Annotated in this window: 20 protein-coding genes; 8 read left to right on the top strand and 12 right to left on the bottom strand. The window is 67.9% G+C overall.

Annotated features, from left to right (window positions below):
* Positions 1–121 precede the first annotated feature (121 nt).
* Positions 122–2686, bottom strand: coding sequence for a GspE/PulE family protein (locus SNE35_RS13845; protein ID WP_320423502.1), 2565 nt, complete (start codon positions 2684–2686; stop codon positions 122–124).
* A 52-nt stretch (positions 2687–2738) separates the two neighbouring features.
* Between SNE35_RS13845 and pcp the strand changes: the two genes are divergently transcribed.
* Positions 2739–3425, top strand: a complete 687-nt coding sequence (pcp, locus tag SNE35_RS13840) for a pyroglutamyl-peptidase I (protein ID WP_320423501.1) — start codon at positions 2739–2741, stop codon at positions 3423–3425.
* Between the two features lie 12 nt (positions 3426–3437).
* Here pcp and SNE35_RS13835 read toward each other — a convergent pair whose 3' ends face one another.
* Positions 3438–3626: an anti-sigma factor family protein gene (locus SNE35_RS13835; RefSeq protein WP_320423500.1), complete on the bottom strand. Its 189-nt coding sequence runs from the start codon at positions 3624–3626 to the stop codon at positions 3438–3440.
* Positions 3626–4201: a sigma-70 family RNA polymerase sigma factor gene (locus SNE35_RS13830; RefSeq protein WP_320423499.1), complete on the bottom strand. Its 576-nt coding sequence runs from the start codon at positions 4199–4201 to the stop codon at positions 3626–3628. Before SNE35_RS13830 ends, SNE35_RS13835 begins: the two co-directional genes overlap by 1 nt.
* Positions 4202–4295: 94 nt before the next feature.
* Here SNE35_RS13830 and SNE35_RS13825 point away from each other — a divergent pair, with 94 nt between their 5' ends.
* The 6 genes from SNE35_RS13825 to SNE35_RS13800 all read left to right on the top strand — a co-directional run bounded on the left by SNE35_RS13825 (position 4296) and on the right by SNE35_RS13800 (position 9440).
* Positions 4296–4580 (top strand): BufA1 family periplasmic bufferin-type metallophore, encoded by a 285-nt coding sequence (locus SNE35_RS13825; protein WP_320423498.1) that lies wholly within the window; start codon positions 4296–4298, stop codon positions 4578–4580.
* Between the two features lie 34 nt (positions 4581–4614).
* A complete protein-coding gene (locus SNE35_RS13820) occupies positions 4615–5451 on the top strand; it encodes an MbnB/TglH/ChrH family RiPP precursor modification enzyme (RefSeq protein WP_320423497.1) in 837 nt (278 codons plus the stop codon).
* Complete coding sequence (locus tag SNE35_RS13815) at positions 5448–6152, top strand: DNA-binding domain-containing protein (protein ID WP_320423496.1); 705 nt, start codon at positions 5448–5450, stop codon at positions 6150–6152. Before SNE35_RS13820 ends, SNE35_RS13815 begins: the two co-directional genes overlap by 4 nt.
* A gap of 29 nt (positions 6153–6181) precedes the next feature.
* Positions 6182–6664, top strand: coding sequence for a DoxX family protein (locus SNE35_RS13810; protein WP_320423495.1), 483 nt, complete (start codon positions 6182–6184; stop codon positions 6662–6664).
* A gap of 240 nt (positions 6665–6904) precedes the next feature.
* The gene (locus SNE35_RS13805) at positions 6905–8533 is read left to right on the top strand and encodes a caspase family protein (protein WP_320423494.1); all 1629 of its coding nucleotides are present in this window, start codon (positions 6905–6907) and stop codon (positions 8531–8533) included.
* A 109-nt stretch (positions 8534–8642) separates the two neighbouring features.
* Complete coding sequence (locus tag SNE35_RS13800; protein ID WP_320423493.1) at positions 8643–9440, top strand: hypothetical protein; 798 nt, start codon at positions 8643–8645, stop codon at positions 9438–9440.
* A gap of 1 nt (position 9441) precedes the next feature.
* Here SNE35_RS13800 and tolA read toward each other — a convergent pair whose 3' ends face one another.
* From tolA to ribD, 9 genes are all read right to left on the bottom strand, one after another.
* The gene (gene tolA, locus SNE35_RS13795) at positions 9442–10356 is read right to left on the bottom strand and encodes a cell envelope integrity protein TolA (protein ID WP_320423492.1); all 915 of its coding nucleotides are present in this window, start codon (positions 10354–10356) and stop codon (positions 9442–9444) included.
* Positions 10353–10796, bottom strand: coding sequence for an ExbD/TolR family protein (locus tag SNE35_RS13790; protein WP_320423491.1), 444 nt, complete (start codon positions 10794–10796; stop codon positions 10353–10355). The genes tolA and SNE35_RS13790 overlap by 4 nt, the downstream gene beginning before the upstream one ends.
* An 85-nt stretch (positions 10797–10881) precedes the next feature.
* Positions 10882–11577 carry a protein TolQ gene (tolQ, locus tag SNE35_RS13785; protein WP_320423490.1) on the bottom strand — a complete coding sequence of 232 codons (696 nt, stop codon included), beginning with the start codon at positions 11575–11577 and terminating at the stop codon, positions 10882–10884.
* Positions 11574–11984: a tol-pal system-associated acyl-CoA thioesterase gene (gene ybgC, locus SNE35_RS13780; protein ID WP_320423489.1), complete on the bottom strand. Its 411-nt coding sequence runs from the start codon at positions 11982–11984 to the stop codon at positions 11574–11576. The genes tolQ and ybgC overlap by 4 nt, the downstream gene beginning before the upstream one ends.
* Positions 11981–13168: a pyridoxal phosphate-dependent aminotransferase gene (locus SNE35_RS13775; protein ID WP_320423488.1), complete on the bottom strand. Its 1188-nt coding sequence runs from the start codon at positions 13166–13168 to the stop codon at positions 11981–11983. Before SNE35_RS13775 ends, ybgC begins: the two co-directional genes overlap by 4 nt.
* 24 nt (positions 13169–13192) lie before the next feature.
* A complete protein-coding gene (gene nusB / locus SNE35_RS13770) occupies positions 13193–13696 on the bottom strand; it encodes a transcription antitermination factor NusB (protein ID WP_431312749.1) in 504 nt (167 codons plus the stop codon).
* A complete protein-coding gene (gene ribH / locus SNE35_RS13765; protein WP_320423486.1) occupies positions 13687–14151 on the bottom strand; it encodes a 6,7-dimethyl-8-ribityllumazine synthase in 465 nt (154 codons plus the stop codon). The genes nusB and ribH overlap by 10 nt, the downstream gene beginning before the upstream one ends.
* Before the next feature lie 19 nt (positions 14152–14170).
* Entirely contained in the window at positions 14171–15265 is a 1095-nt protein-coding gene (ribBA, locus tag SNE35_RS13760) for a bifunctional 3,4-dihydroxy-2-butanone-4-phosphate synthase/GTP cyclohydrolase II (protein WP_320423485.1), read from the bottom strand.
* A gap of 32 nt (positions 15266–15297) precedes the next feature.
* Entirely contained in the window at positions 15298–16404 is a 1107-nt protein-coding gene (gene ribD / locus SNE35_RS13755; RefSeq protein ID WP_320423484.1) for a bifunctional diaminohydroxyphosphoribosylaminopyrimidine deaminase/5-amino-6-(5-phosphoribosylamino)uracil reductase RibD, read from the bottom strand.
* Positions 16405–16581: 177 nt separating this feature from the next.
* On the opposite strand from ribD, the gene dusA reads away from it, so the two are divergent.
* A complete protein-coding gene (dusA, locus tag SNE35_RS13750) occupies positions 16582–17553 on the top strand; it encodes a tRNA dihydrouridine(20/20a) synthase DusA (RefSeq protein WP_431312739.1) in 972 nt (323 codons plus the stop codon).
* The last annotated feature ends 5 nt before the right edge of the window (positions 17554–17558 follow it).

Here is a 17558-nt window from a genome sequence, read left to right as displayed (position 1 = left end):
TGTGTCGAGCGACCGACTATCTGTGAAGCTCGGCCCGCTGGCAATAGGCATTGAGATGAGCTGACGGCATGCCGGTCATTCCGGCGGCGGGAATCTTCACCGCCGCCGTCCCGGCGCCCGTTCAGGCGTTGCTGGTGGCGCGCACCTCGGCCATGGAGGTATTGCCCTGAAGCACCTTGACGATGCCGTCCTGGCGCAGGGTGCGCATACCCTCGGCCATCCCCGTGTGCAGCAGCTCCTCGGCGCGTGCGCCGGTCTGGATCTGGCGGCGCAGTGCGCGGGTGACGACCAGCAACTCGTGCAGGCCCACGCGGCCCTTGTAGCCGCTGCCGCCGCACTCGCCGCAGCCGCGGCTGTGATAGTGGACGAGGCGGCCGTTCTTGCCGTGGCGCTGGACCCAGCTGGCGAGCAGTTCGTCGCGGTCCGGGCGGGCGTCGTCGGGGAAGCTGCCCAGGAAATCGTCCAGGTACTCGGTCTGGGCCGCTGCCGGCAGCGGCTCGGCCGTCTTGCACGCGCCGCACAGCTTGCGCACCAGGCGCTGGGCCAGCACGGCCAGCAGCGAGTCTGCGAAGTTGAACGGGTCCATGCCCATGTCCAGCAGCCGGGTGACGGTCTCGGGCGCACTGTTTGTGTGCAGCGTGGACATCACCAGGTGGCCGGTCAGCGAGGCTTCGACGGCGATCTCGGCGGTTTCCTTGTCGCGGATTTCACCCACCATGATCACGTCCGGGTCGGCACGCAGGAAGGCGCGCAGTGCCTTGGCGAAGGTCCAGTCGATACGCGCGTTCACCTGCACCTGGCGCAGACCCATCTGCGTGATTTCGACCGGGTCCTCGGCCGTCCAGATCTTGCGCTCGGGCTTGTTGATCTCGGCCAGCGCGGAGTGCAGCGTGGTCGTCTTGCCCGAGCCGGTCGGGCCCACGCACAGCACCATGCCGTAGGGCCGCTCGATGGCCTGGCGCAGTTGCGAGAGGTTGCTCTCCGTCAGGCCGAGCCGCTCCAGCGGGATCGGCTTGGCCGAGGACAGCAGGCGCATCACCACGTCTTCGAGGCCGTTGTTGGTCGGGATCGTGGCGACGCGCAGCTCCAGCTTGTGCTGGGCCGAATACTTGGCGAAGTTGATCTTGCCGTCCTGCGGCTTGCGGCGCTCGGAGATGTCGAGGTCGCACATGATCTTGATGCGCGCGATCATCGCGTTGCGGTAGGTGTGCGGCAGCTCCAGATAGGGTTGCAGCACGCCGTCGCGGCGGAAGCGGATCTTCAGCTTCTCGCGGCCCGGGTGGGTCTCGATGTGGATGTCGGACACGCCCTGCTGGTAGGCCTCGATGATCATCGAGTTGATCAGCCGCACCAGCGAGTTGTCGCTCTGCTCGATCTGCTGCTCTTCCTCGCGCTGGTGGCGCTCGCTGCTGTCGCGCTCCAGCGATTCGATCAGCTTGTCGGCGTTGTCGAAGCTGAAGTCAGGCGTGAAGTCGGGCAGCACCGACTCGGGAGAGAGCTTCTCACCGCCGAAGCGTTCGTAGGCGCGCGGGATCGCGAACTGCAGCGTGCCGATCTTGGTCAGCGTGGGCGTGACCTTGAGCTGCGAGATGAACTCGGCCTCGTCGATGGCGACGCGCCGCGTCGGGTCTTCCATCGCCACGATGAGCCGCCCGTCGCGCACCACCAGCGGCAGGATCTCCAGCCGCCGTGCCACGGCCTGCGGCATCTTGGCGATGGCGTCCGGCTCGACCGGGAAGGTCTCGATGTCCACCAGCGGATAGCCCATCTTGCGCGCCAGCGCCGACTGCAGCTGCTGCCGCGTGACGATGCCCTTGCGCACCAGCAGTTCGCCCAGCGGCACCGAGCGGTCCTGTTGCTGCTGTTCCAGCGCCTGCGCGAGCTGGTCTTCGGAAATCAGGTCCAGCGCCAGCAGGGCCTCGCCGATGCGCACCATCGGCATCTTGGCCTGCTGGGCGATCGCGTGCATCAGCTGGTCGGCCGAGACGACCTGGCGGGCGACGAGGATGTCGCCGACGCGGCGATGGCGCAGGTCGTTCTGCTCGTTCGCCACGGACTCGACCTGCTCGGTCGTGGCCGCCTGGTCGCGCACCAGCACATCGCCGATGCGCTCGCCGATCTCGAAGCGCTCCAGCACCTCGCGCGGCACGAACACGCGCAGCACGGCGTCATCGGTCTCCGAGATGGGCGGGAACAGGAACAGGCCCAGTTCGTCCTCGTGGTGGCCGATCGTCGAGCCCTTCATCTCGCCGCCGCCGATGAAATGCAGGGTGAAGCCGACGCGCGGGCGCTGGTCCAGCTCGCCCTCGGCACTGCCACGCGGCTGGGCGGCGATCGGGCGCAGCAGCTTCAGTGCGCGGAACTGGCTGAACTTCAGCGGCACGGCGCTGCGCGCCGGCGGCACATTGATCTGCGCGACGCGCTCGTGCGCCGCGACCAGGATCACGTGGCCGGTGCTGCGGCTGTTGTTCAGCCCGAGGATCTCGCAGGGTTCGGGCGCCGTCTGCGCTTGCGGCCGGGGGTAGGGCGCGTAGGGCGGTGTGGGCCACTGGAAGCCGTCACCGCCGCGTGATGCGGGAGCGGGTGCGGCGGACGACGGCGCGGGCGCATTGCCGCGCGGCGGCGTGGGGGCTGGGTCCTCAAGGCTCCAGGCCAGCGGTACGGACAGGTCGGGCAGATCGGGCATTCAGCAATTCTCCGGGTGCGGGCCAGCGTGTCGCGCCACTTGCTGCGCCATCATGCACACTTCCGTGATGGACAACGCAAGAATTCTGGTCACCGGCTTCGAGCCCTTCGGTGGAGAGACGGTCAATCCCTCCTGGGAAGTAGCACGTTACCTCAACGGAGTGGCATTTTCCGACGGCGCCGTCATCCATGTGCGTAAGTTGCCCTGCATTTTCGGCGTCGCACTGACGCGGCTGAAGGCCTATCTGGACGAACTGGATCCGGTGCTGGTGCTGGCCCTCGGGCAGGCCGGCGGGCGCAGCGAGCTGTCGCTGGAACGGGTGGCCATCAACGTGGACGATGCCCGCATCCCCGACAACGCGGGCGCTCAGCCCGTCGACGAACCGGTCGTCGCTGGCGGTCCGGCGGCCTACTTCAGCACCTTGCCCATCAAGGCGATGGCGGCCGGCCTGCGGGCGGCGGGTCATCCGGCCGGGGTCTCCCAGACCGCCGGCACCTTTGTCTGCAACCATGTGTTCTACGGGCTCCAGCACCTGCTGCGGGACCGGCCGCAGGTGCGCAGCGGCTTCATGCACATTCCCTACCTGCCGGAGCAATCGGCGCGCCTGCCCGGCGGCCCGTTCGGCGCGGCGCCGAGCCTGGGGCTGGAGGCGATGCGCGAGGGTGTGCGCCTGGCGCTGGAGCTGGCCCTGGCGAACGCCGGCGGCGACCTGCGCGAGGCGGCCGGGGCGATTTCCTGAGCCGGTGCGAAGCTACTCTTCGCTGTAGCGGCGCCAGCGCGCGCTGGCGCGCCGCATCAGCGCCAACTGCTCGGCGAAGGTGGGGCAGGCCTTGCAGATCAGCATGTGGAAGCGCACACCCAGGCGCTCGCGCAGAGAGAGTCGCGTCTCCTCCGCCAGCAGCACCCGCCTCGTCACTTCCCGGCAGTTCGGGCCCAACATCACTTCGCACCTCCCGTCGCCGCGGCGCCGCCAAACCAGTTCAGCTGCAGGCATTCGCGCAGCCTCAGGCGTGCGCGGTGCAGCATGACCCACAGATTGGTCGGGCTGATCGCCAGTTCCTTACAGATCTCTTCGGTCTCCAGCTCCAGCCATTCGCGCATCATGAAAAGGCGGCCCTGCTGGCCGGGCAGGTGCTCGACGCAGGCCTCCAGTACGCGCATGAAGTCCAGCTGGCGCAGCACGTGTTCGGGGTCGCCCCAGTCCTGCGGCTGTTCGCGCCAATGGCCGTCGGCGGCGAAGAGATCGTCGTCGAGGTCCACGCCGTCTTCGGCGCTCGTCGTCGACATTTCCTTGCTGTTGCGGCGGATCTGGTCGATCAGCTTGTGCTTGAGAATGCCCACCAGCCAGGTCTTCAACTGCGACTGTCCGGCGAAGCTCTGCGGCTTCTCGATCGCCGCCAGCAAGGTCTCGGACACCGCGTCCTCGGCCCAGGCCGTGTTGCGCAGTTGCAGTCGCGCGTATTTCAGCAGTTGCGGGCGCAGCGATTCGAGCCGCGAGGCAATGTCGTCATTCATGGTGCGCGCAGTGTAAGGAGTGATGCATGACGCACGACAGAGCCTCGTCTTCCAGACATTTCGAATTCTTTCCACCACCCTCAAGGAGATCATGATGAGCAAGTCTTCCCAACAGCAGATCGTCGCCTCGGCCTTCGCCGCCGTCCTCGCACTGGGCCTGGCCGGCACCGCTTCGGCCGCCGACCAGCCGAAGGAAAAGTGCTACGGCATCGCCAAGGCCGGCCAGAACGATTGCGCCAACCTGAGCGGTTCGCACTCCTGCGCCGGCCAGGCCAAGATGGACATGGCGGCCGACGACTGGAAGTACGTGGAGAAGGGCACCTGCAAGAGCGCCGGTGGCATGAGCGCCGCGGAAGCGAAGGCCAAGGCCAAGAAGTAAACGGACCGAAGCAGGACTCGCAGGGCTTTCAGCGGTGGAATCCATCGGCATCGGCTGGCGCCAGCCGCACTACGAGGCCCTGCTCGAGCGCCGGCCGCCGCTAGGTTTCATCGAGGTCCACTCGGAGAACTTCTTCGCCGAAGGCGGTGCCGTGCTGGCGGTGCTGGCGGCTGGACGCGAACACTATGCGGTGAGCCTGCACGGCGTGGGCCTGTCGCTGGGGTCGGCCAGCGGGCTCGATCCCTGGCACCTGGAGCGGCTGGCCGCGCTGGTCGAGTGGATCGAGCCGGTGCGGGTGTCGGACCACGCCTCTTTCGCTCGAGTGGGTTCCGGTCTGCATGCCAACGACCTGCTGCCGGTGCCTTTCAGCGAGGCCGGCCTGCGCACCATGGTGCGCAACGTCCAGCAGGTGCAGGAGCGGCTGCGCCGGCCGCTGCTGGTCGAGAACCTCAGCGCCTACCTGGCCTGGAGTGATGACACGCTGGCCGAGCCGGAGTTCTTCAACGAGCTGACGCGGCGCAGCGGCTGCGCGCTGCTGCTGGACGTCAACAACCTCGTCGTCAATGCACGCAACGGCGGTGCGGCGCCTGGCGAGGAAGCCGTCCGCCGGGCCTGCGCCTGGATCGACGCGCTGCGCGACGGCATCGAGGTCGGCGAGATCCACCTGGCCGGCCACGCGGAACTGCCCGGCATCGTCATCGACGACCATGGCAGCCGCGTGTCCGACCCGGTCTGGGAGGTGCACGCCCATGCGCTGCGGCGCTTCGGGCGCGTGCCGGGCCTGATCGAGTGGGACACCGATGTGCCGGCGCTCGACGTGCTGCTGGACGAGGCCGCACGCGCTGCCTCGCAACTGGGACAGGGCACATGAGCGACGAACAGGATCTCGCGGCCCGGCAGCAGGCGCTGGTGCAGGCGGTGCTCGCGAGGCAGGGCGATGTTCCGGGTCTTGCTCCACTGGCCAGCATCGAAGGCGGCGTCGCGCGCGGTCTCGACGCTTACCGGCTCAACGCACGGGCGCTGTCCGCGAAGGCGCTCGCCGCCGTGTTCCCGCAATTGCGTGAATGGCTCGGCGCCGACTCCTTCGGCGGCATGGCCTGGGCCTTCTGGCGCCAGGCGCCGCCGGTGCATGGCGACCTCGCGCTGTGGGGGGCAGGTCTTGCCACCTTCCTTGCGGCCCAGCCGGGCGTCGAGGAAGCGCCGCTGGATCTGGCGCGACTCGAATGGGCACTGCACGAAGCGGAGCGCGCGGCTGACACCGCGCTCGATGCAGCGTCCCTGCAGTTGCTGGCCACAGCCGATCCATCGCGGGTGGGCCTGCGACTGCGGCCGGGCTTGCAAGTGCTGGGCGCGCAATCCGCCGGGCCGCTGCTCGTTTGGCGCCAGGGCTGGCGCGGTGCGTCGCGGCCACTCGGCGATGGCGAAGCGGCGTTGCTGCAGGCGCTGCAGTCCGGCATCGATCTGGCGGCGGCGCTGGATGCGGCCCTCGCGGCGCAAGCCGATTTCGACTTCGGCGCCTGGTTGCAGACCGCGTTGCGCGAAGACCTGCTGCAGGCCGCATACCTGCTCTGAACGATCACAACGAACAAGGACACCATGCCATGAACTTCATCGGCGGCATCGCCCGCTTCTTCATCGATCCCGGCCTCGACGAGCCACTGCGCCTGCCGCGCTGGATCCGCCTGGCGCTGAGCCATGTGCAATCGCTCGCGCTGCTGGGCGCGCGCCTCTACGTCGCCCAGGTCTTCATGCTCTCGGGCCTGACGAAGATCCGTGACTGGTCTGTGACACTGGCGCTGTTTCAAGACGAATACCACGTGCCGCTGCTGCCGCCCGAGCTGGCGGCCTATATGGGCACGGCTGGCGAACTGGGCCTGTCGTCGCTGCTGATCGTCGGCCTGGCTTCGCGCTTCGCTGCGGCCGGGCTCAGCGTCGTCAACGTGATGGCCGTATTGAGCCTGGAGGAAATCGCCCCGGCGGCGCTGGCCGGGCATCATTTGTGGGGCGTGTTGATCGCGTGCGTGCTGCTGTGGGGTGGGGGGCGATGGTCGGTGGATGCGGGGCTGCGTCTTTGGACGAAGTGATGACCTGGCTCTCGGCGCTATTCACCGTCCAGGGTTTGCCTGGGTTGCCGACCTGTTGCCTCGTGTTACATAAATTGGGCCTTGATCTAGGGATGTGCAAAGCCGTTCATGAAGCCCCGCAAGCTCCACCTGAAACAGCAGTTATGCGGCGTCGCGGCGTTGCTGCTCGGGTGTCTGGGCTTCGCGCGGACCGGAGTCGCGCAATCGGTTGACGCATCGCGGGCGGTGGTCAGGAACGTGGTGGCAGACGCGCGTGCCGTCCAGGGCAAGGTGGACCTGCGGAGTCCCGACATCGCCTCCACCCGCAAGTTCGCGCTGGTCATCGGCAACGCTGCCTATGCCAATATTCCGCAGCTGAAGAACTCGGTCAACGACGCGCGGGATATGTGCAAGTCGCTGCGCGAGCTGGACTTCGAGGTCAGTTGCTTTTACGACCTGGCGACCAAGGCCGAGTTCCGCCAGGCCGTCAGGAATTTCGCTGTGCAGTTGAACCCGCACACGGCCAGCTTCATCTACTACGCCGGCCACGGCGTGCAGATCAACGGCGAGAACTTCCTGCTGCCGACCTCGGTCAGCGCCGAAGCGTCGCTGGACATGGAAGACGACAGCCTGAACCTCGGCTACCTGCTGCGCAGCCTGGCGAGCGCCAAGAGTTCGCCGAACATCGTCGTGCTCGACGCGTGCCGCGACAACCCATTCGCCGCCTCGGGCAATATGAGCGAAGGCTTGGCGCGCGTCGATCCGCCGCTGGGGACGGTGCTCGTCTATGCCACGGCGCCGAACAGCCGCGCGCTTGACGGCCGCGATAGCAACGGCCTGTTCACCAAGCACCTGCTGGCCCACATCGGTGAGCCCGGGCGCAAGCTGGACGAACTGTTCCGCGTGGTGGCGCTGGGTGTCGAGGACGAGGCGCGCAATCAATACAAATACCTGCAGGTGCCCTATCGCAGTTCGTCGTTCTCGGGTGACTACTGCTTGGCGGGTTGTGAGAACCCGGCTGTGCTCGCCAAGATGGAAGAGATCGCGCGGCAGAGCGCCGAAGCCGTGAGGCGGATTGAGGTGCTCAACGAGGAGAATGCCCGGCTCAAGCGCCAGACCGAAGAGCGGGAGCGCAACATTGCGTCGCTCGAATCGAAGATCGGCCTGCTGAACAAGGACGTGGCTGCTGCCGGCGACAAGACCAGTGGTGACCGCGCCGACCTGGAGCGGCTGAAGGCGGCGTTGGCGGCGGCGCTGAAGGAGCAGAAGGAAGCCGAGGGCCTGAAGGCGGAGGTTGCCCGAAGGAATGCGGAAGTCGATGGCCTGCACCGGCAGATCGAGTCGTTCAAGAGCCAGACGGCCGAACTTGAGAACTACCGCCAGCGCATCGCCGTGCTCGAACGCGAGAACGCCGACCGGCTGCGCGTGACGAAGGAGATCGACGAGGTCCGGCGCCAGAGCCTGGATGCGGAACAGCGTGTCAAGGCGCTGAGCGACGAGAACGCGCGGCTGCGCACCCAGGCCGCTAGCCGTGACGCCAACATCACGGCGTTGGAGCGTCGGATCGAGGCTGCCACGAGCAGTGCCAGCTCGGCTGGCAACGAGTCGGCGAAGGCCAATGCCGAACTGGCGCGGCTGCGCCAGGCGCTGCAGCAGGCCCGGGATGAGCGCAACACTGCGGAGCTGATGGACCGCTCGTCTGACCGGGAGCAGGAAATCGCCGGCCTGAAGGCCCAGATCTCCACCTTCCAGGCCAAGACCTCGGAACTCGAGCAGTTGAGGCAGCGGATCATTGCGCTGGAGAAGACGAACGCCGATCAGAAGAAGATGCTGAAGGACAGGGATTCCGCCGAGAGTAAGGTTCGCCCGGCCATCATCCCGTCCTTCTGACAGGACCATTTCAGCAACGGGGAACGAGGGAGGGATGATGGGACAGGGACAACTGTGTGCGTCGAAAATCCTGCTGGCGGCATGTTCGCTGGCCTCCTGCGGGGCCGCCATGGCGCAAGACGCGCCGGCCGAGGACGCGAAGCCGACCGTGAACTTCTTCATCGGCGAGCGGCTGTGGGTCTCGACTTGGCAGGAATCGATGGCCGATGCCAAGATCGTGATACCGAACCCGGCCAATCCGGTGCCGGTCGTCCAGTCTTCGCTGGCCACGCCGGTGTCGGGTACGACAGTGATGCCGCTGACCGTGTTCGGCCTGCGCTATGGCGCGTTCACGCTGGCGACGACCTTCGCGCCGAGCACCGGCTACTCGAGCCAAGGACTGGCGGTCGGCGACAAGATCCACCGAAAGGAACTGGACGTCAACTTCGCTTACGCGCTGTCGCCGAATTTCGCGGCTTCGCTGGTCTACAAGCACGGCACGATCGACCAGGGCGCCACCGCGGAGGCAACGGCGCTGACGGGCCTGAAGGGCTCGTACAAGCTTGACGGCCTGCTGATCGGCCTGAGCGCTTCATCGCAGTTGCAGGGGCCGCTGGCGCTCTACGGCAACCTGGCCTACGGCCCGCTGAGGGAAACGGCCGACCTGGGAAGCTCGAAGAGCAAGTACCACGGCAGCTATCGCGTCGCAGAGCTCGGCCTGGCCTACAAGCTCGACGGCGAGCAGAAGATGCTCGGCCTCAGCGGCTTGTCCATGCAGTTCGGTTACCGGATCCAGGTGGTGGATATCAACTCGATCGAGTTGCAGACCTTGTCGACCACCACGCCGCCGACGCTGATTTCCTCGCAGAGCGTGAGGGCCCAGAGCACGACGCAGGGCCCGGTCGTCGGCCTGATCGCGTCGTTCTGACTCAATCGCGCGGCCTGAAGCTGATCACGAGCACCGAGGGCACCGTGCCGTCCGTGTCGCGCGGCAGGGTTTCGGTCTTGTCGATCGCGCGCAGCACGGCGCTGTCCCAGTCGGGCAGGCCGCTGGCCTTGATGATCTTGCGGCCGATGATCGTGCCGTCCGGCGCCACGCGCACCTCGACCTCGGCGGCCGGGTTGCCGGCCGGGACGTCGCCGTAGACGATGTTGGGCTTCACGCGGGCGACGACGCGACCGCCGTAGGTTGCCGATGGGCCTGAGCTCTTCTGCGCGGTGCCGCGAGCGTTCTCGCCGCCGCTGGCGCCGGCCATGCCCATGATCCGCTTCAGATTGTCCTGGCGCTGCGCCTCGCGCTTGGCGTCTGCGTCCTTCTGGGCTTTGGCGTCCTTGGCCTTGTCCTGCTGCGCTTGCTGCTGCTGGGCCTTGAGCTTGTCGGCCTTGTCCTTCTCCAGGCGTTCCTTGTCCGCCTTGTCTTTCTCGGCCTTGTCCTTCAGCGCCTTCTGCTTCTTCAGTTCTTCCTGCTCGGCCAGGCGCTTCTTCGCCTCGTCGTCCTCGCGTTGCTTCTTCTGCTTGGCGATGGCGATATCGGCGTCGCGCTGGGCCTTGATCTCTTCGGCGCTGGGCGGCTGCGGCTCGGGCGGTTTCGGGGTGGGCTTGACCTCCGGTTCCGGCTCGGGCGGCGGCAGCACCTCCTTCGGCGCGGCGGCCTGCGGCACGGCGGACCACAGCTCGGCCTCGGCGGTCGGCAGCGTCTTCGTGCGCCACTGGATGTTGGCGCTGATCGCGACCACCAGCAGCACGTGCGCGACCAGCGCGAAGACCATGCCGCGGCCCAGGCCCGGGGCCTCGGGCGGGCGGAACGGATCGCGCCCGCGGCGTTGGAATGCGGCGGCGGTCACAGCTTCTCGGCGGGCGCCCCGGAATTGCGCACCGCCAAGCCGACGCGCGGGATGCCCGCCGTCTGCAGCACGTCCATCACCTTGACGACGGCCTCGTACTTGACGGCCTTGTCGGCCGAGATGACCACCGGCGTCTGGTCGTCGCCGGCCTGCGCGGCCTTGACGCGCTCAGCCAGCACCTTCAACGTGACGCCGGCCTCGTCGCCTTCGTCGACCTTCAGCTTGAGCTTCTCATCGGTGCCGACTGTGATGTGCACCACATGCGCCGGCTGCGCCTTGCTGCGGCCGACGCTGGGCAGGTCGACGACGCCCGTCGTGATCAGCGGCGCGCTGACCATGAAGATGATCAGCAGCACCAGCATCACGTCGATGAAGGGCACCATGTTGATCTCGTTGATCGTGCGGCGGCGGCCCCGGCCGCGGGAGGCGATTGCGGCCATGTCAGGACTCCCGCAGGGCCGCCCCAAGGGAGGCCTGCGCCCCCTCGGGGGGCAGTGAACGAAGTGAGCGTGGGGGCTTCATGTTTTAGTGGTTCGCGCCAGCGGGTGCCGGGGTGCCGGCGTTGCGCTGCAGGATGTTGGAGAACTCCTCGATGAAGGTCTCCAGCGTGATTGCGCTGCGGTCGATCTGGCGGGCGAAGCGGTTGTAGGCGAGCACCGCGGGGATCGCGGCGAACAGGCCGATCGCGGTGGCCACCAGCGCTTCCGCGATGCCCGGCGCCACGGTGGCGAGCGTCACCTGCGTGAGGTTGGACAGGCCGACGAAGGCGTGCATGATGCCCCAGATGGTGCCGAACAGGCCCACGTACGGGCTCACCGAGCCCACCGAGGCGAGGAAGGAGAGGTTGCTCTCCATCGCATCCAGTTCGCGCTGGAAGCTGGCGCGCATCGCGCGGCGCGATGCATCGAGCAGGGCGGTGGCGTCGGACACGCGGCGCTCGCGCAGCTTCAGGAATTCGCGCATGCCCGAGGCGAAGATGCGCTCCAGCGGCGAGCCGTTGTTCTTGCCGGCGACGCCGTTGTACAGCTCGTTGAGGTTCTTGCCGGACCAGAACTCCTGCTCGAAGGCGGCGTTGCTGTTGCTGATCTTCGACAGCGAGATCAGCTTGCCGAAGATCACGCTCCAGCTGGCCAGCGAGACCAGCAGCAGCATGCCGATCACCAGCTGCACGGTGAAGCTGGCATGCGCGATCAGCGCGACGATGGAAAGGTCTTGGTTCATGGACTCTTCTTCTTCAGAGCGTCGAGGATGGGCGCGGGGATGCGCACGGGTTTCAGGTTAGCAGGGGAAACGCAGCCGATGCGGATCGTGCCTTCGGCAAGAAGGGTGCCGTCGAGGCTGGCCTGCTGGAAAAGGGTCATGCTCGCACGGCCCGCTTCGCGGACCTCGACGCTGACCTGTAAAAGATCGTCAAGCCGGGCCGGGCTCAGGTAGCGGATGCTGGTCTCGCTGACGACGAACATCGCGCCGAGTTCCTGCTTCATGCGCTCCTGGCCGAGATCGATCAGGCCGCGCAGCCATTCGGTGCGCGCGCGCTCGAAGAACTTCAGGTAGTTCGCATAGAAGACGATGCCGCCGGCATCGGTGTCTTCCCAATAGACGCGGATCGGGTGGATGAAAGCGCTCATCGCCGCTGCAGGACTCCGGCCAGCCGGGCGATGGCTTCCTGCAGGTGCTCCATGCTGCTGGCGAAAGACAGGCGCAGCCAGCGCTCGGAACCCGCGCGGCCGAAGTCGCGGCCCGGCGTCAGCGCGATCTGCGCGCTCTCCATCAGCTCGAAGGCGAAGTCCCAGGAGCTGTCGGTGAAGGCGGAGCAGTCGATCCAGGCGTAGAACGCGCCGTCGGGCATCACGGGAACCTTCAGGCCCAGGGCCTGAAGGGCCGGCACCACGTAGTCCCTGCGGGCACGGAAGGCCTCGTGGCGGCGCTCGTACTCGGCGATCGCCGTCGGTTCGAAGCAGGCCAGTGCTGCGTGCTGAGCGATGCTCGACGCGCAGATGAAGAGGTTCTGCGCCAGCTTCTCCACCGGCGCCACCAGCGCGGGCGGCAGCACCAGCCAGCCCAGGCGCCAGCCGGTCATGCCGAAGTACTTGCTGAAGCTGTTGACGGAGATCACGTCGTCGCCGAAGGCCAGCGCGCTGTGGCTGAAGCGCTCGTCGTAGCTGAGGCCCAGGTAGATCTCGTCGACGATCGTCACGCCGCCGCGCTCGCGCACCGCCTCGACGATCGCACGCATCTCGTCGGGCTCGATCGAGGTGCCGGTCGGGTTGCTGGGCGAGGCCAGCAGCACGCCGCGGGTCGATTCGGTCCACGCATCGCGCACCTGCGCGGCGCTGGGCTGGAAACGCTGCGCCGCGCCGGCCTGCAGCAGCACGGCCTCGGCATCCGCAGCGGCGACGAAATGCCGGTTGCACGGATAGCAGGGGTCTGGCATCAGCACCTGGTCGCCGCGCTGGAACAAGGCCAGGCAGGCCAGTTGCAGCCCCGCCGAGGCACCGGCCGTGATGACGATGCGCTCGGGTGCGATGTCGAGGCCAAAGTGCTCGCGGTACCAGGCCGAGAGCTTGTCGCGCAGCGCCGGCAGGCCGGTGGCGGGCGTGTACTGCGTGCGGCCGCTCTCGATGCAGGCGGCGGCAGCCTGCTGAACGCCCTCGGGCGCACCGAAGTCCGGTTCACCGATGTTCAGGTAGATCATCGGCCGGCCACCCAGGGCCGGGTCGCACAAGGGACCGCGCGCGATCTCCGCCGCGGCCTTGGCGCACTCCATCACGTAGAAGGGCTCGATGTGGTCGAGCCGGTCGGCCAGCTTCATCCGGTCTGCGTGGGCGTTGCGTGATCAGCGTTTATTCGCTGCGACTTCCTGCGGGCGCAGGTCGGCGGCGGCGCGGTCCAGCACGCCGTTGACGTACTTGTGGCCGTCGGTGCCGCCGAAGGACTTGGCGAGTTCCACCGCCTCGTTGATCGCGACGCGGTAGGGGATGTCGACGCAGTGCTTCAGCTCGTAGGCGCCGATCATCAGCACGCCGTGCTCGATCGGGCTCAGCTCGGTGGTCTTGCGGTCGACGTGGCGGGCCAGCACGGCGTCGAGGTCAGCGGCTTCGGTGATGCAGCCGTTCAGCAGCGCGTCGTAGTGCGCCTTGTCGATCTTGCCGAAGCCTTCCTGTTCGCGCGTGTGGGCGTCGATCGCGCCGACTTCGTCGCCGGTCAGCAGCCACTGGTAGAGGCCCTGCAATGCGGCCTCGCGCGAGCGGCGGCGGGCGGACTTGGCCGGGGCCCGTTTTGCAGCGGGTTTCGCGCCGGTTTTGGCGGCCGGCTTCTGGGTGTTCTCGCTCACTGCAATGCTTCCATCAGGTTGGCCATCTCGACGGCCACGCGGGCGGCCTCGCGGCCGTTGACCTCGGCGCGGACGCGCGCCTGCTCTTCGTTCTCCACCGTCAGGATCGCGTTGGCGATCGGCAACTGGTTGTCCAGCGACACCCGGGTGACCGCAGCGCCGCTCTCGTTGGACACCAGCTCGAAGTGGTAGGTCTCGCCGCGGATGATGCAGCCCAGGGCGATCAGCGCGTCGTACTGGTCGCTGGTGGCCATCACGTCGAGCGCGACGCCCACTTCCAGCGCGCCCGGCACGGTGACGTGACGGATGTTGTTCTCGGCCACGCCGAGCGCCTTCAGTTCGGCGATGCAGGTCTCGGCCAGCCGGCCGGTGATCTCTGCGTTGAAACGCGCCTGGACGATGCCGATCGCGAGGCTGCTGCCGTCCAGCGACGCGGCCTGACCTTTGTCGGAACCTTGCATGGTGTGCCGATCCTTCTAGTTATTGTTCGTTGGGGGAGAAGAAGCCGGTGACCTCGAGGCCGTAGCCGGTCATGCTGGGCATGCGGCGCGGGCTGCCCATCAGGCGCATCCGGTGCACGCCCAGCTCGCGCAGGATCTGCGCGCCGACGCCGTAGGTGCGCAGGTCCATCGTGGCCTTGGGCGGCTCGGACGGCGTGGACTGCAGGCGGCCGACGATGCCGTCGGCGTCTTCGCCGCAGTTCATCAGCACGGCGACGCCGGCGCTGCTCTTGCGGATCTCGGCCAGCGCGGCGGGCAGCGGCCAGGAGTGCGAGCAGGGGCCGGCTTCCAGCAGATCCAGCATCGACAGCGGCTCGTGCACGCGCACCAGCACGTCGTCGGCGGTGGTCCAGGCGCCGTGCGTCAGCGCCAGGTGGACGGCGCCGGTGCGGTCGCGGAAGACCTGGCAGTCGAACTCGCCCTGGGCCGTCTGCAGCTTGCGCTGCGCGACCTTGCGGATCAGCGATTCGTTGCGGCTGCGGTGCTCGATCAGGTCGGCGATGGTGCCGATCTTCAGGCCGTGCTCCGCGGCGAACTTCTCCAGGTCCGGCAGGCGGGCCATCGTGCCGTCGTCGTTCATCACCTCGCAGATCACCGCGGCAGGCTCCAGGCCGGCCATGCGGGCGAAGTCGCAGCCGGCCTCGGTATGGCCGGCGCGCATCAGCACGCCGCCGTCCTGCGCGCGCAGCGGGAAGATGTGGCCGGGCTGGACAAGGTCTGCGGCGACGGCGTTGCGCGCCACGGCAGCCTGCACGGTGCGGGCGCGGTCGGCGGCGGAGATGCCGGTGCTGACGCCGGTGGCGGCCTCGATCGAGACGGTGAAGGCCGTGCCGTGCTTGGTGCCGTTGCGGGTGGCCATCGGCGGCAGCTGCAGGCGATCGCAGCGCTCGTTGGTCATTGTCAGGCAGATCAGGCCACGGCCGTACTTGGCCATGAAGTTGATCGCTTCGGGGGTGACGTGATCGGCGGCGATGACGAGGTCACCTTCGTTCTCGCGGTCTTCCTCGTCGACCAGAATGATCATGCGGCCGGCCGCCAGTTCGGCGACCAGCTCGGAAACGGGTGATATGGGCATGGGGCGGGATTGTAAGTGGCCCGCGCAAACCCTTAGATCTTGCGAGCCCTCAGCCGCAAGTCGGTGCCGACGGGCGTGCAGTCGACGAATTGCCAGTCGTCGATCGCGTCGGCCAGTGTCGTGAACGGCCCGAGCGCCGCCATGCCGCGGCCATCGCCGATCAGCTTGGGCGCGAGGTAGACCAGCAACTCGTCGACCAGGCCCTCGCGCAGCAGCGAACCGTTGAGCTTGTGGCCGGCTTCGACGTGCAGTTCGTTGATGCCCCGCCGGCCCAGGTCCTCCAGCACCGGCAGCAGGTCGACCTTGCCGCTGGCGTTGGGCAGGGTGACGATCTCGTTGTGCAGATCGGGGCGCGCCGCGCGGTCCACGGCGGCGTAGAGCAGCACCTCGCCGGGCGGCGCGAGGATCTTGGCCGCGGCATCGATCTCCAGTCGCGAATCGATGACGACGCGCAGCGGCTGCCGCGCGGTCTCCACCAGGCGCACATCCAGCCGCGGGTCGTCCTCGCGCACGGTGCCGATGCCGGTCAGCACGGCGCCGGCGCGTTTGCGCCAGGCGTGTCCATCGGCCCGCGCGGCCGGGCCGGTGATCCATTGGCTGACGCCGTTGTCCAGGGCCGTGCGGCCATCCAGCGAGGCGGCAACCTTCATCCGCACGAAGGGCCGCGCGCGCTGCATCCGCGAGAAGAAGCCGATGTTCAGCTCGCGCGACTCCTCGGCCAGCAGGCCCATCTCGGTCGCGATGCCGGCGGCAGCCAGGCGCGCCATGCCCTGGCCGGCCACCTGCGGGTTCGGATCGCCGACGGCCGCGACGACGCGCCCCAGGCCCGCTGCAATCAACGCGTCGCAGCAAGGTGGCGTGCGGCCGTGGTGGGAGCAGGGCTCCAGCGTCACGTAGGCGGTGGCGCCACGGACGTCGGTCCCGCGGGCCGCCGCATCGCGCAGTGCCATCACCTCTGCATGCGCCTGCCCAGCCGGCTGCGTGTGGCCGGCACCGAGCAAGCGGCCATCGGGCGCCACGATCACGCAGCCGACGCGCGGGTTGGGATCGGTCAAGCCGATGGCCTGTTCCGCCAGCGCGAGCGCGTGGCGCATGGCGGCGAGGTCGTCAGGGAAAAGGGTGGACTGCGGCTCGGACATGTCCGGCAGTCTAGAGCCTGTTGGCGCGAGGGCTGGGATAATGCCTACCCTTGATCTTGCCCGGGAAAAGTGCGCGCGCCACTGCGATGCGAAGCGCGCGAATGTGAAATGTCCGATCCGTTGTCCTCCCTGTCGAACCCAAGCACCGCCAGTCCGTGGAGGCTCAGCGTCGCGCCCATGCTCGACTGGACCGACCGCCACTGCCGCTACTTCCACCGCCTGCTGACCCGCCACACCTTGCTCTACACCGAGATGGTGACGACCGGCGCGCTGCTGCATGGCGACAAGCCGCGGCATCTGGATTTCAACGACGAGGAGCATCCGGTTGCGCTTCAGCTGGGCGGCTCGGAGCCGGCCGATCTGGCGGCCTGCGCGAAGCTGGCAGAGCAGTGGGGATACGACGAGGTCAACCTGAACTGCGGCTGCCCCAGCGAGCGGGTGCAGAAGGGCGCGTTCGGCGCCTGCCTGATGGCCGAGCCGGCCCTGGTGGCTGACGGCGTGAAGGCGATGCGCGATGCCTGTTCGATTCCGGTGACGGTCAAGCACCGCATCGGCATCGACCGCATCGAGAGCTACGACTTCGTGCGTGACTTCGTGGGCCAGATCGCGGAGGCCGGCTGCGAGGTCTTCATCGTCCATGCTCGCAATGCCTGGCTGCAGGGCCTGTCGCCGAAGGAGAACCGCGAGATCCCGCCGCTGCGCTACGAACTTGTGCACCGGCTCAAGCAGGAGTTCCCGGCGCTGACGATCGTGCTGAACGGCGGCGTCAAGGGCGACGATGAGATTGCCGAGCAGCTGCAGCACGTCGATGGCGTGATGGTCGGCCGCCAGGCCTATCACGAGCCCTGGCAGATGACCGGCTGGGACGAACGCTTCTTCGGCACTGCCGGTCCCGCCCTCAGTCGTGAGCAGGTCGAAGCCGCCTGGGTGGCTTACCTGGAGCGCCAGGGCGAGCGCTGGCCGCAGGCGGTGCGCCATTCGCTGGGCCTGTGGAACGGCCAGCCCGGTGCGCGGCGCTGGCGGCAGGTGTGGTCGGACCACAGGCTGAAGACGCTGGCGCCCGCGGCGGTGGCCGCGCTGGCGACGAAGGCGCGGCTGGAGCAGGTCGAGCGCGTGGCGGCCGAGCCGTCACGCGAGCTGGTGGCCTGAAGCAA

It is taken from the genome of Roseateles agri (assembly GCF_034043675.1).
In the GTDB taxonomy this organism is placed as follows: Bacteria; Pseudomonadota; Gammaproteobacteria; order Burkholderiales; family Burkholderiaceae_C; genus KK5.
Note: the sequence above shows the minus strand (reverse complement) of the source record. Positions and strands in the feature narration are given on the sequence as shown.

Excerpts from the sequence above, each read along its gene's own strand:
- SNE35_RS13845 (WP_320423502.1), bottom strand. The coding sequence starts at position 2,686 with ATGCCCGATCTGCCCGACCTGTCCGTACCGCTGGCCTGGAGCCTTGAG.
- pcp (WP_320423501.1), top strand. The coding sequence starts at position 2,739 with ATGCACACTTCCGTGATGGACAACGCAAGAATTCTGGTCACCGGCTTC.
- SNE35_RS13835 (WP_320423500.1), bottom strand. The coding sequence starts at position 3,626 with ATGTTGGGCCCGAACTGCCGGGAAGTGACGAGGCGGGTGCTGCTGGCG.
- SNE35_RS13830 (WP_320423499.1), bottom strand. The coding sequence starts at position 4,201 with ATGAATGACGACATTGCCTCGCGGCTCGAATCGCTGCGCCCGCAACTG.
- SNE35_RS13825 (WP_320423498.1), top strand. The coding sequence starts at position 4,296 with ATGAGCAAGTCTTCCCAACAGCAGATCGTCGCCTCGGCCTTCGCCGCC.
- SNE35_RS13815 (WP_320423496.1), top strand. The coding sequence starts at position 5,448 with ATGAGCGACGAACAGGATCTCGCGGCCCGGCAGCAGGCGCTGGTGCAG.
- SNE35_RS13810 (WP_320423495.1), top strand. The coding sequence starts at position 6,182 with ATGAACTTCATCGGCGGCATCGCCCGCTTCTTCATCGATCCCGGCCTC.
- SNE35_RS13800 (WP_320423493.1), top strand. The coding sequence starts at position 8,643 with ATGGCGCAAGACGCGCCGGCCGAGGACGCGAAGCCGACCGTGAACTTC.
- SNE35_RS13790 (WP_320423491.1), bottom strand. The coding sequence starts at position 10,796 with ATGGCCGCAATCGCCTCCCGCGGCCGGGGCCGCCGCCGCACGATCAAC.
- tolQ (WP_320423490.1), bottom strand. The coding sequence starts at position 11,577 with ATGAACCAAGACCTTTCCATCGTCGCGCTGATCGCGCATGCCAGCTTC.
- ybgC (WP_320423489.1), bottom strand. The coding sequence starts at position 11,984 with ATGAGCGCTTTCATCCACCCGATCCGCGTCTATTGGGAAGACACCGAT.
- SNE35_RS13775 (WP_320423488.1), bottom strand. The coding sequence starts at position 13,168 with ATGAAGCTGGCCGACCGGCTCGACCACATCGAGCCCTTCTACGTGATG.
- ribH (WP_320423486.1), bottom strand. The coding sequence starts at position 14,151 with ATGCAAGGTTCCGACAAAGGTCAGGCCGCGTCGCTGGACGGCAGCAGC.
- ribBA (WP_320423485.1), bottom strand. The coding sequence starts at position 15,265 with ATGCCCATATCACCCGTTTCCGAGCTGGTCGCCGAACTGGCGGCCGGC.
- ribD (WP_320423484.1), bottom strand. The coding sequence starts at position 16,404 with ATGTCCGAGCCGCAGTCCACCCTTTTCCCTGACGACCTCGCCGCCATG.
- dusA (WP_431312739.1), top strand. The coding sequence starts at position 16,582 with ATGCTCGACTGGACCGACCGCCACTGCCGCTACTTCCACCGCCTGCTG.